We start from the raw sequence: 10,212 nt of genomic DNA on the forward strand, positions 1-10,212 counted from the left end.
CGCGATGGAGGACCTGTTGTCCCTGGACTGTCGGGCGTAGATCAGGACGCTCGGGGGGGCGGTGGAGGGCACGTTCCCACGCTACCTACTAGGCACGCACTATCCAACGGCACCCTGCTGTGCCAACGCCACCACACCATCGTCCACCGCGACCGACTCCACGCCACCCTCACCACCGACCACGGTCACGACCCCAGCACCCGCGGCACCGGAGTGCGGGTCGTGTGGGCCCGGACCCCCAGCAGCTACGACCGCGCCCTCGCCCGCGGGCAAACACCCGGGCCAGCACCGTGAACGAGGTCGTCCCTTCGTTCCGCGTCGTCTGGGCCGCACCGGTCATCCCGGTCCCGGTCCCGGTCGTCAGGTCTTCCACGTCGTCCAGGTCGTCCCTGAGCGACCGCAAGGGCGTCCGCCGCCTCCCGGTCGCGATGGTCGTGCCGCTCAGGCCCGGCATACCGTCATTCCCCATGGCGGCGGCGGACGTCGTGCGCGCCATACGCTCGAGCCGTGAACGACGCGTACTACGACCTCGGTGACTACCAGCGCCCGGTGGCGACCACGTCGCCCGCGGCTCAGGTGTGGTTCGACCGAGGCTTGGTGTGGGCATACGCCTTCAACCACGAAGAGGCGGTGACCTGCTTCGAGCAGGCACTGGAGGAGGACCCGGATCTGTGGGCGGCGCACTGGGGCATCGCCTACGCGATCGGCCCCAACTACAACAAGGGCTGGGAGGCGTTCGACGCCGTCGACCTGACCACAAGCCTGGGCCGGGCACGGTCGGCGATCGAGCTGGCCCGCGAAGCGCTGGACCGCGCGCAGCGGACGGGCACCCCGGTCGAAGAACCCGCCGCCAGCCTGGTCGCGGCGCTGGCCCTTCGCTACACGCCGGTGGTCCCCGAGGACGCGGACACCTGGCAGGCCGGGCACGAGGCCTACGCCGATGCGATGTCGGAGGTGGCCGCCACCTACCCGCAGGACCTCGATGTCCTGGCGCTGGCGGCGGACGCGCTCGTCAACGTCACCGCATGGGCGCTCTGGGACCCGCTGACCGGCGAACCCGCACTCGGGTCCCGCGCCCGCGAGGCCGAGCGCCTGCTGGACGCAGCCCTCGCCCTTCCCGGCGGTGACCGCCATCCGTTCGTCCTGCACCTGCATATCCATCTGCTCGAGATGTCGGAGCGTCCGGAGGCCGCGCTACCGAGCGCGGACCGGTTGCGGGGGCTAGTCCCGGATGCGGGCCACCTCCAGCACATGCCGAGCCACCTCGACGTCCTCTGCGGTGACTACCATTCGTCCATCTCGGCGAACCGCCTTGCGGTGCAGGCTGATCGACAGTTCGTCGACCGCTCGGGACCACTGAACTTCTACTCCCTCTACCGCGCGCACGACCTGCACTTCATCGTCTACTCGGCGATGTTCCTCGGTCGGTACGGAGACGCGTCGGCCGCCGCCGACGAGCTGAGTGCCCAGCTCACCCCTGAGCTGCTGCGCATCGAGAGCCCGCCGATGGCCGACTGGCTGGAGTCGTTCGTCCCGCTACGGACCCATGTGCTCGTCCGGTTCGGACGCTGGGACGACCTCGTCGCTCAGCCCCTGCCCGAGGACCGCGAGCTCTACTGCTCGACGGCGGCGATGGTCCTCTACGGCCGGGGCGTCGCGTATGCCGCGCTGGGCCACGTGGCCGCCGCCCAGGCGGCTCGCGACGAGCTCGCCGACGCGGTGGCGCAGGTGCCGGACACGCGCTACCTCTTCAACAACACGTCGCGCGACATCCTCACGATCGCCGAGGCGATGCTCGACGGCGAGCTCGCCTACCGCCAGGGACGCATCGAGGAGGGCTTCACCCACCTTCGACGGGCGATCGCGCTCGACGACGCCCTCCCGTACGACGAGCCGTGGGGCTGGATGCAGCCCACCCGACACGCATACGGCGCCCTCCTCCTCGAGCAGGGCCGGGTCGAGGAGGCCGCGGGGGTGTATGCGGCGGACCTCGGCCTCGACCCCACAGTGAGCCGCTCCGTGCACCACCCGGGCAACGTGTGGAGCCTGCACGGATACCACGAGTGCCTCGAGCGTCTCGGGCGTCACGACGAAGCGCGGATCATCGCCCAGCAGCTGGCGATCGCGTCGGCCCGCGCCGATGTGCCGGTGCTCGCCTCGTGCGCCTGCCGGCTCGAGGTGTTCGGCTCGGCGTCGGGCGGCTGCGGCCCCGACTGTGCGTGCGATCACTGCCAGCACGGCACCTGACCGCGTCGACATACGAAGGCACTCAGGGTTCTTTGGGAAAACTCCCGGGAACGCTACGGTCGTCACCTCGGGAGTAGGCCACCGAGGTGCGGCGCTCGAGGACGGACGGCGACAACGTGATGAACGTCTGGAACTCGAACGCCTGACGGGTGACGTTCCAGCCAGCCGCGAGCAGTCGGTCCTCGAGTTAGTCGACGGACTCGTCGTAGCCCGGGGAGCCGGATACGCGGGTGCCGTTGTTGTCGTCGGCGATCTCCTGGAACGCGGCCTGGTGCTCGCGCACCCCCTCGAGGGTGACGCACTCCAGCAGCTTGGCAGTGTTGTTGTTGGTTCTCGCGTCACAGCTCGACGACGCCGCGGCGGCGTCCTTCGTGGCCAGGCTGCCCGTGATGAGCAGGGCAGCGGCGGCGGTGACGGCGAGGGCAGGACGAGGTACTCGGGGTCTCATCGGCGAACGCTCTCGTTTCCGGCTTCGTGCGCCGAACTCGTGCTCCGACGGCAACGGGTCTCAGACGGTTGCGTGTCAGTTCGGGGGTCACCGGCCCAGGAGCACCCCCGCACCGTGCCCGTCGGACCGCGCCGTAGCGACGACCGTCACTTGCCGGTCTCGTCGTTCGGACATCGACGTCCTCGACGACTCCGACAAGGTCGGCGCCGCCGCCGGTCCCCCGGGATCGGCGCAGATCGAGAAGACCTTCGAAGGCTTCTTCACCTCACGAGGGCTGCCGTTCAAGGGAACCGACTTCTCCGGTCGGTCCGACTACGGTCCGTTCATCGCCAAGGGGATCCCGTCGGGTGGCCTGTTCACCGGCGCCGAGGGCATCAAGACCGCCCAGGAGGCCGCCATCTTCGGCGGCACTGCCGGCGTGGCGTACGACCCCTGCTACCACCAGGCGTGTGACCCGTACGCGAACAACAACGACGTCGCTCTCGACAACAACAGCGATGCCATCGCCTACTCCGTCATCAGCTACGCGATGAGCACGGAGCCCATCAACGGCACGAAGTCGAAGGGCAACTTCAAGCCGCCCGCCGACCCGGCCGCACCGCTCGCCGCCTGACCCGTGCGGTTCCTCCCTGTCCCGGCCGCGCGACGACCGGGATAGGGAGGTCCGCCTCGGCATCTAAGGTCCGGAACCCGATGCGCGGAAGGGTGCGGCGCAGGATCCTGGTGTTCGTCAGTCGACGAGCACCGAAGGAACCTGAACCATGAGCCAGCAGAACGACATCGACACCATCCGTAACGGCTTCGCCGCCTTTTCCCGGGGCGACATGGAGACGCTCCGCAACGAGGTCTTCGCCCCGGACGCCGTCTGGCTAGTCCCGGGCACCGGGTACTACGCGGGCCCGAAGGAGGGTGTCGAAGCGATCCTCCAGTTCTTCGCGGACCTCTTCGAGCGCTCGGGTGGCACCCTCCAGGTCGTGCTCGATGATGCCGTTGCCGGGGACGACCACACCATCTCGCTGAGTCACAACCTCGCGATGCGGGGGACCATGAGCCTCGACCAGAAGTCCGTCATCGTCTACGAGATGCTCGACAGCCGGGTCACCAGAGCCGAGCAGTACTACGACGACACCGCATACAACGACCGGTTCTGGGCCTGACGTCGCATACCCCCGACCGGGGGCGGTGGCAGACTCCCGCGCATGGACCGTGACACCCGAGGTCGCGAGCAGACGCTCCGGTTCCTGGCCGCGCCGACGGACGCCGGCTACCTGGGCAACGTCAGCGGCGGCCGAGTGCTCGAGTGGATCGACAAGGCGGGGTATGCGTGCGCGGTCGGCTGGAGCGGCCGGTACTGCGTCACCGCGTACGTCGGCAACGTCCACTTCACCCGGCCGGTGTCGGTCGGCGACCTCGTCGAGGCCACCGCGCGACTGGTCTACACCGGTCGCAGCAGCATGCACATCCTCGTCACCGTCCGGTCCGGCTCGCCCCGCGGGCACGACCTGGAGCCGGCGACCGAGTGCCTCATGGTCTTCGTCGCGGTGGACGACGAGGGGCGCCCGACTGCGGTACCCGGGCTGCCCGACGGTGACGACGAGGACCTCGCGCAGAAGCACGCCGCCGTACGCCGCATCGACCTGCGCGCCCAGATCGCGGCGGCGATGGCCGAGCAGTCCTACACCGACGCGAGCACCGCGCCGAACGTCGTCCTCCGGTTCCTTGCCGCCCCGAGCGACGTCAACTGGGGTGGCAAGGTCCACGGCGGCATCGTCATGCGCTGGATCGACGAGGCCGCTCATGTCCTCGTCACGGAGTGGACGGGCGACGCCGCCAACATCGCGGTGTACGCCGGTGGCGTCCGGTTCTACCAGCCCCTGCGGATCGGGGACCTCGTCGAGGTCGAGGCGCGGCTGATCTACACCGGTCGCACGAGCATGCACGTCAGCGTCCACGTCCGGTCGGGGAACCCGGCGGTGCTGGAGCGGCGCCTGACGACGCACTGCCTCATCGTGTTCGTCGCCCTCGGACCCGAGGGGACAGCGGTCGAGGCCCGGCCCTGGGAGCCGACCACGGAGGAGGACGTCCACCTGTTCGAGCACGCGAGGCACCTCATCGACCTCCGGGCGGCCGCCGACGACATCCCCCGACCTGAGCTGGCCGCCGACCCGATTCCGGCCTCCGGACACCCGTTGTTGCCGGTTCGGGAGCCGTGAGCGGCGCGAAACCGGCAACAACGCGCGTCTGGAAGCGGGGAAACCCCCGGGTCAGCGGCGCCAGCGGTAGCGGACCGTCGGGCGACCGGCGCGTCCGTAGTCGCTGGTGCGCGTGACGATGTTGTCGTCGGCCAGCCGTTCCAGGTACCGCCAGGCCGTCACCCGCGAGACGCCGAGCGTCGACGCCACCTCCGACGCCGAGAGGCCCTCGGCCGCGTCGCGGACCAGCCGGGCGATCTCGTCGGTGGTCTCCGGCGCCACGCCCTTCGGGGCCGCGCCGCGCGTCTCGACGGCCCGCAGCTCGGCGATCGCCGCGTCGACGTCGCGCTGGCTGACGGCGTCCCCGCCCCCGCCGAGGGCGTCGCGGTACCGCTGGTAGCGCTCGAGCTTGTCGCGGAACGCCCCGAAGGTGAACGGCTTCAGCAGGTAGATGAGGACGCCGTGGGCGACCGCCGCCCGGACCACGGCGAGATCGCGCTCGCTCGTGATGGCGATGATGTCGGGCGTCGGCCGCATGCCGGAGAGAGTCGACGCGAGCTCGATCCCGCTGTGGTCCGGCAGCCCGATATCCAGCAGTACCAAGTCGATCGGCGTCTCGTCCGCAGCCGCGGCACTAGCCTGGCGGACCGCGTCCCGCGCTGTGCTGACCACCGCGACGACCTCGTACCCGCCGACGCGCGCCAGGTATGCCTGGTGAGCCTCCGCGATGAGCGGCTCGTCCTCGACGATGAGGACGCGGATCACGAGCGGCGCCTGTGCGGGGCGCCGCGCTCGATCGTCACCGACACGACCGAACCGTAGGTCACCTCGGCGGTCAGCTGTCCACCGTGACGCTCGACGACCTGCGAGACCAGTGCCAGGCCGAGCCCGCGTCGGCCCTCGGCGCCGCCCTCCTTGGTCGAGTAGCCGCGTCGCCGGGCCTGCTCAAACGTCGCCTCGTCCATGCCCGGCCCACTGTCGGCGACGACGATCCGCAGGGCCGCGTCGTCCTGTTGGACCGTGACCTCGACCCACGGGTCGTCCTTGTCGCAGGCGTCGAAGGCGTTGTCGACGAGGTTGCCGACGACGGTGATCATCTCGGTCGGCGTCAGCACCGCGCCGGCGTCGTGGCCACGCTTCTCGGCACCGACAGTGCTGTCGGAATTGGCGTCGAGAGAGGCGTCGAAAGTGGCGTCGAGAGTGGTGTCGAGATGAGTGTCGTCGGTGACGGTCAGCGCGATGCCGCGTTCGGCCGCCTGTGCCGACTTGCCCAGTAGCAGCGCGACGAGCGCCGGCTCCTGGACGGCGGCGGTGAGCCGGTCGACCAGCCGTTGCGAGAGCTCCAGCTGGGTCGTGGCGAACCGGACCGCCTCGTCGCCGCGGCCCATCTCCACGAGCGCCACGATGGTGTGCAGCCGGTTGGCCGACTCGTGGGCCTGTGACCGCAGCGACTCGGCGAAGACCTTCATCGAGTCGAGCTCACCCAACGCGCCCTGGAGCTCGGTGCGGTCACGGATGGTGACAACGTCGGCGGCCATCCGCTGACCCACCGCGACCGGCGCCCGGTTGACGACGAGCACCCGGTCCTTGGTCAGCCGGACCTCGTCCTTGACGCTCGGCTCGGCCGAGCGGCCGGCGGACCGATCAGCCGACTCGTCGGTCGAGCGGCCGTCCCCGTCGGCGAGGAACGCCGGCAGCGACCGCATGTCGATCGGCACGTCGTCCGAGACGTCGAGCAGCCGGCGGGCCTCGTCGTTGATGAGCACCGCCCGCTCGTTCTCGACGACGACCAGCCCCTCGGAGATGGAGTGCAGCACCGCGTCGTGGTGCTCGTACATCACCCGCAGCTCGCGCGGTGACAGCCCACCGGTCTGGCGAAGCAGGCGTCGCCGGACCAGCCACATCCCCACCACGGCGGCGACCACCGTGGTCGCGGCGACGAGCAGGATGAGGGGCAGCTGCGCATACCAGTTCTCGGCCAGCGTCTGCTGCGTGATCCCCGCGGAGACCAGCCCGACGATGCGGCCGTCCGACGCGTACACCGGCGCCACCGCTCGGATCGACGGACCGAGCGTGCCGGTGAAGACCTCGGTGAAGGTCTCGCCGCGCAACGCCGGCTCGGTCGTTCCGAGGTACTTCTGGCCGATCAACGACGGGTCGGTATGCGTGTAGCGGGTGCCATCGGGAGACATGATCGTGATGAACGCGATCTGGGTGTCGTGCCGGACCCGCTCGGTGACCGGCTGGAGGGTCGCGGTCGGCTGGCCGGACTCGAGCGCCGCAGCGGTCGAGGGCGCCGCGGCCAGCGAGGACGCGATGGCCACCACGCGCTCACGGGCCGCGTCGTCGCCGTCCCGGCGGGCGTCGAGCGCGGCGAGCGCACCGCCCAGCACGACGATGACGAGGACGATGCCCAGCATCAGGGCCGCCGCCTGACCCGCCAGCGAACGCGGAACGTGCCGGGCCACGACGCCTCCTTGCCGTTCACGTGGGTTGACGAAGGCACTCAGTGAACGAAAAGCACTCGGTGAACGAAATGCACTCAATGGTGACCAGGGTATGTGCGTCTCGACACGATCCCCTCGGACCGCAACGACGCCTCCGAAGGAGCAACGATGTCCTCACCGTTCACCGACACGAGCACCACCGCATCACCGCCCACCCGTAAGAAGCGCGACCGGACCCACTGGCTCTACGTCGCCGTCATCGTGGCGGTGGTGGCCGGCGTGATCCTGGGCCTCGTCGCCCCGGCAGCCGCCAAGAGCGTCGGCGTTCTCGGCACGATGTTCGTCAGTCTGATCAAGATGATGATCACCCCGGTCATCTTCTGCACGATCGTCCTCGGCATCGGCTCGGTCCGGAAGGCCGCCACGGTCGGCCGGGTCGGTGGCCTGGCGTTCGTCTACTTCCTCGTCATGTCGACGGTCGCCCTCGCGATCGGCCTGGTCGTGGGCAACCTGATCCACCCCGGCAGCGGCCTCAACCTCTCGGCGTCCACCGCCGACTCCGCCGCCAAGCTGGCGGACACCGCGGAGAAGGCCGGGGGGCTCTCCGAGTTCTTCCAGGGCATCATCCCGACGACCCTGCTCTCCGCGCTGACGAGCGGCAACGTGCTCCAGACGCTCTTCGTCGCGCTCCTCGTCGGCTTCGCGGTCCAGATGCTGGGCCCGGCCGGCGAGCCGATCCTGCGCGGTGTCGCGAGCCTGCAGCGCCTGGTCTTCAAGATCCTCACGATGATCCTGTGGCTGGCCCCGATCGGTGCCTTCGGTGCGATCGCAAGCGTCGTGGGCCAGACCGGCTGGGCCGCGGTGACGCAGCTGCTCACCCTCATGGTCGCGTTCTACCTCACCTGCCTCATCTTCGTGTTCGGCGTCCTCGGCGGTCTGCTCAAGGCCGTGGCCAACCTCTCGATCTTCCGGCTGGTGCGGTACCTCGCCCGCGAGTACCTGCTGATCTTCGCCACCTCGTCCTCCGAGTCGGCCCTGCCGCGGCTCATCGCCAAGATGGACCACCTCGGGGTGGACCGCAGCACGGTCGGCGTCGTCGTCCCGACCGGATACTCGTTCAACCTCGACGGCACGGCGATCTACCTGACCATGGCGTCGCTGTTCATCGCCGGCGCGATGGGCGACCCACTCACGATCTCCGAGCAGGTCTCGTTGCTGCTGTTCATGATCATCGCGAGCAAGGGTGCGGCCGGAGTCAGCGGCGCGGGCCTGGCGACCCTGGCTGGTGGACTGCAGAGCCACCGTCCGGAGCTGCTCGACGGCGTCGGCCTCATCGTCGGCATCGACCGGTTCATGTCCGAGGCGCGCGCCGTCACGAACTTCTCCGGCAACGCCGTCGCCACGGTTCTGGTCGGCTGCTGGACCAAGACCATCGACAAGGAGCGGATGGAGGAGGTCCTCAGCGGACGCGAACCCTTCAACGAGGAGGACATGCTCGACGAGCACGAGCACTCGCTGACCGAACCTGGCGACGCGTCCGACGTTCGCGCCGAGGCGGAGGCCGACGCCGAGCGGGCCAAGGAGCTGACGCGGGCGTGACCATCGCGGTCCCTGGGCCGGGGTACTCGGTCACGATGCGGATCGAGATCCCGGCCACCCCCACCGCTGCCGCCGACCTCACCGGTGCGGTCGGCGGCTGCGGCGGGGTGGTGACCGCCTTCGACGTCGTCGAGTCGGTGGCCGACCGGATGACGGTGGACCTGACGACCAACGCCGGGTCGGCCGAGCATGCCGCCGCCATCGGCGACGCGGTCGGGCGGCTCCCGGGCGTGACCGTCGGCAAGGTGTCGGACCGGACCTTCCTCATCCACCTCGGCGGCAAGATCGAGGTGACGCCGAAGGTGCCGCTCCGGCATCGCGACGACCTCTCACGGGCCTGCACCCCCGGCGTCGCGCGGGTATGCCTGGACATCGCGGCCCACCCGGAGAACGCCCGGCGGCTCACCATCAAGCGCAACACCGTCGCCGTCGTCACGGACGGGTCAACGGTCCTCGGCCTGGGTGACATCGGCCCGTTTGCCGCCCCCCGGTGATGGAGGGTGAGGCCGCGCTGTCCAAGGCGTTCGCCGGGGTCGACGCGTGGCCGGTGTGCCTCGACACCACGGACACCGAGGAGATCATCCGCACGGTGAAACTCATCGCACCGGTCTGCGGCGGCATCAACCTCCAGGACATCTCGGCGCCACGCTGTTTCGAGATCGAGCGAAGGTTGCGCGACGAGCTGGACATCCCCGTCTTCCACGACGACCAGCACGGCACGGCCATCTGTCTGCTCGCCGCCCTCCGCAACGCACTTGCCGTCGTCGAACGCCTCCGTCGTCACCACCGGCCGGTCGGACCACCCCACCCAGATCAACAACGTCCTCGCCTTCCCCGGAGTGTTCCGGGGTCTGCTCGACGCGGGATCGACCGAGGTGACCGATGCGATGCTCCTCGCCGCGGCCGACGCCCTGGCCGACGTCGTCGACCCCGCGCAGCGGTCCGCGACCTACGTCATCCCCAGCGTGTTCGACCCGCGCGTGGCTCCGGCGGTAGCGTCGGCCATTGGCCCGCCGTCGACGACGACACACCGGGAGGTCCTCGCCCGTGTCCCCTGATCCTGTGACCGAGGTCGCTTCCGCCCAGCGGAAGTGTCTGGTCCGGCGAACCGGCGACCCCGCATACGGTCTGCTGGCATGACCTCCGCCGACCCGGTCGCCGCCGACGTCGCGCCCGGCCCGTCGGCGACGCCGGTCTTCTTCCTCTCGGACAGCACCGGCATCAGCGCGGAGACGATGGGGAACGCGCTGCTCATCCAGTTCCCGCAGCTGCGGTTCGA

General features: G+C 69.9%; 8 protein-coding genes and 2 pseudogenes. 7 read left to right on the plus strand and 3 right to left on the minus strand.

The window, feature by feature from the left end:
- The first annotated feature begins 507 nt into the window (after positions 1–507).
- The gene (locus VIG79_RS06200) at positions 508–2,247 is read left to right on the plus strand and encodes a tetratricopeptide repeat protein (protein WP_331883491.1); all 1,740 of its coding nucleotides are present in this window, start codon (positions 508–510) and stop codon (positions 2,245–2,247) included.
- 187 nt (positions 2,248–2,434) lie between these two features.
- Here the strand turns inward: VIG79_RS06200 and VIG79_RS06205 are convergent, their stop codons facing one another.
- Complete coding sequence (locus VIG79_RS06205; protein ID WP_331883493.1) at positions 2,435–2,695, minus strand: hypothetical protein; 261 nt, start codon at positions 2,693–2,695, stop codon at positions 2,435–2,437.
- Between VIG79_RS06205 and VIG79_RS06210 the strand changes: the two genes are divergently transcribed.
- The 3 genes from VIG79_RS06210 (at position 2,658) to VIG79_RS06220 (ending at position 4,908) form a co-directional block, all read left to right on the plus strand.
- Positions 2,658–3,308: a M28 family peptidase gene (locus tag VIG79_RS06210; protein WP_331883495.1), complete on the plus strand. Its 651-nt coding sequence runs from the start codon at positions 2,658–2,660 to the stop codon at positions 3,306–3,308. The genes VIG79_RS06205 and VIG79_RS06210 overlap by 38 nt on opposite strands.
- Positions 3,309–3,456: 148 nt before the next feature.
- Positions 3,457–3,852, plus strand: a complete 396-nt coding sequence (locus tag VIG79_RS06215) for a nuclear transport factor 2 family protein (protein WP_331883497.1) — start codon at positions 3,457–3,459, stop codon at positions 3,850–3,852.
- A gap of 42 nt (positions 3,853–3,894) precedes the next feature.
- Entirely contained in the window at positions 3,895–4,908 is a 1,014-nt protein-coding gene (locus VIG79_RS06220) for an acyl-CoA thioesterase (RefSeq protein ID WP_331883500.1), read from the plus strand.
- Positions 4,909–4,959: 51 nt separating this feature from the next.
- Here the strand turns inward: VIG79_RS06220 and VIG79_RS06225 are convergent, their stop codons facing one another.
- Together VIG79_RS06225 and VIG79_RS06230 are read right to left on the minus strand one after the other, a co-directional pair.
- Positions 4,960–5,652 carry a response regulator gene (locus VIG79_RS06225; protein WP_331883503.1) on the minus strand — a complete coding sequence of 231 codons (693 nt, stop codon included), beginning with the start codon at positions 5,650–5,652 and terminating at the stop codon, positions 4,960–4,962.
- Positions 5,649–7,355, minus strand: a complete 1,707-nt coding sequence (locus VIG79_RS06230) for a sensor histidine kinase (RefSeq protein WP_331883505.1) — start codon at positions 7,353–7,355, stop codon at positions 5,649–5,651. The genes VIG79_RS06225 and VIG79_RS06230 overlap by 4 nt, the downstream gene beginning before the upstream one ends.
- Positions 7,356–7,502: 147 nt before the next feature.
- On the opposite strand from VIG79_RS06230, the gene VIG79_RS06235 reads away from it, so the two are divergent.
- The 3 genes and pseudogenes from VIG79_RS06235 to VIG79_RS06245 form a co-directional block, all read left to right on the plus strand.
- On the plus strand, positions 7,503–8,933 hold the full coding sequence (locus tag VIG79_RS06235) for a cation:dicarboxylate symporter family transporter (protein WP_331883507.1): 1,431 nt from the start codon (positions 7,503–7,505) through the stop codon (positions 8,931–8,933).
- A 2-nt stretch (positions 8,934–8,935) separates the two neighbouring features.
- Positions 8,936–9,991, plus strand: a pseudogene (locus VIG79_RS06240) (NAD-dependent malic enzyme).
- Between the two features lie 78 nt (positions 9,992–10,069).
- A pseudogene (locus VIG79_RS06245) lies at positions 10,070–10,212 on the plus strand (phosphoenolpyruvate synthase regulatory protein); the annotation flags it as partial.

Origin of the sequence: Lapillicoccus sp. (genome assembly GCF_036559105.1) — a bacterium.
In the GTDB taxonomy this organism is placed as follows: Bacteria; Actinomycetota; Actinomycetes; order Actinomycetales; family Dermatophilaceae; genus Lapillicoccus.

What these genes read in the sequence shown, in the direction of transcription:
- VIG79_RS06215 (WP_331883497.1), top strand. Translation starts at nt 3,457, where the DNA reads ATGAGCCAGCAGAACGACATCGACACCATCCGTAACGGCTTCGCCGCC.
- VIG79_RS06205 (WP_331883493.1), bottom strand. Translation starts at nt 2,695, where the DNA reads ATGAGACCCCGAGTACCTCGTCCTGCCCTCGCCGTCACCGCCGCCGCT.
- VIG79_RS06235 (WP_331883507.1), top strand. Translation starts at nt 7,503, where the DNA reads ATGTCCTCACCGTTCACCGACACGAGCACCACCGCATCACCGCCCACC.
- VIG79_RS06220 (WP_331883500.1), top strand. Translation starts at nt 3,895, where the DNA reads ATGGACCGTGACACCCGAGGTCGCGAGCAGACGCTCCGGTTCCTGGCC.